Annotated in this window: 1 protein-coding gene; it reads left to right on the top strand. The window is 70.4% G+C overall.

What is annotated here, in order from left to right:
* On the top strand, positions 1-1,680 hold a 1,680-nt coding region (locus ABZW10_RS38700; protein ID WP_355376412.1), incomplete at both ends, for a polyketide synthase dehydratase domain-containing protein.

Genomic DNA, 1,680 nt, shown 5'->3' with positions numbered 1-1,680 from the left:
ACCCTCACCACCCTCACCCGCACCACCCACCCCGACACCACCACCATCCCCACCCTCCACCCCACCACCCCCGAAACCCACACCCTCACCACCGCACTCACCACCCTCCACACCACCGGCACCAACATCAACTGGCCTACCCTCCTGGGCCACCACCCCACCCACACCGACCTGCCCACCTACCCCTTCCAGCACCAGAGCTACTGGCTCCACCCCACCCCCACCACCGGCGACATCACGACCGCCGGCATCACCCCCAACCACCACCCCATCCTCACCGCCACCATCGAACTCCCCGAAGGCAACGGGCACCTGTTCACCGGCCGTATCTCGGTCGACGAGCCCTCCTGGGCGATCGAGCACGCCGTGCACGGGACGCTGATCCTGCCGAGTGTCGCCTTCGTCGATCTGCTGCTCCATGTCGCCGCCCAGTTGGGCTGCAACCAGGTCGACGAACTGACGCATCACGTCTTCCTGGCCGTTCCGGAGCAGGGCGCACTGCACCTGCGTCTGTTGGTCGGTGCGGCGGACGACTCCGGCCGTCGGCCCTTCACCGTCCATTCGCGTCCGGAGGAAGCGGGCGAGGGCGACGAGTGGACACGTCACGCGACCGGCTTCCTGGCGACTGCCGCCCTTGCGCTGCAGCCCGACCTCACGGCCTGGCCGCCGACCGGAGCGATTCCGGTCGACGTGGACGACTTCTATCGGCGCATGTCGGGGGCCGGTTTCGGCTACGGCCCGCTGTTCCTCGGAGTCCGCGCGGCGTGGCGCGACGGTGACACCACGTACGCGGACGTGACGCTGCCGGACGGCGCCGACGCAGGCGCGTACGGCATCCACCCCGGGCTGCTGGACTCGGCCATCCAACCCGCTGCCCTCGGTACGAAGCGCCTGCCCGACACCGGCGAGGAGGTCGACCAGATCAGGGTGCCGTTCTCCTGGAGCGGGATCACCCTGTACGCCGCAGGTGCGACGCGGCTGCGCGTCAAGCTGACCTGGTCGGCGCAGGACACCCTGTCGGTCGTCATCGCCGATCCCACGGGCGCGCTCGTGGCAACCGCCGAATCGTTGGCGATGCGCCCGGTGACGCCGGACCAGCTGGCCTCCGCTCTCATCAAGCAGCCCGACTCCCTCTACCGGCTCGACTGGACGCCCGTACCGGTGCCGACCGATGTGCCCGCCCCGGCCGGCCCGTGGGGAATCCTCGGCAGCACGGACTCGCCGCTCGCGGCAGGGCTGGGGGCCGTCGGTCTGCCCACGCAGTCGTACGCGGATCTGGCGGCTCTGCACGACGGAATCGCCGCCGGAGCGCCAGTCCCCGACCTGGTCCTTCCGGTCCTGTTTCCCCATGGAGCCGCCGAGGTAGGGGAGCTGCTCGTCGTCACGTTGGCGCTGGTGCAGGGCTTCCTCACGGACGAACTGCTCAACAGCACGCGCCTGGTGATCGTCACCCAGCACGCGGTGGCCACCACCGACAACGAGGACATCACCGACCTCACCACCGCACCCCTGTGGGGCCTCATCCGCTCCGCCCAGAACGAGCACCCCCACCGCATCACCCTCATCGACACCGACGGCCACGACACCTCGCACCGCGCCCTCCCCGCCGCCCTCACCACCGAAGAACCCCAACTCGCCCTCCGCGAAGGCCGAGCCCACGCCCCCCGCCTCACCCGCGCC

The organism is Kitasatospora sp. NPDC004723 (genome assembly GCF_040609255.1).
Classification (GTDB): Bacteria; Actinomycetota; Actinomycetes; order Streptomycetales; family Streptomycetaceae; genus Kitasatospora.
This window is presented reverse-complemented; position numbering and strand designations above follow the sequence as displayed.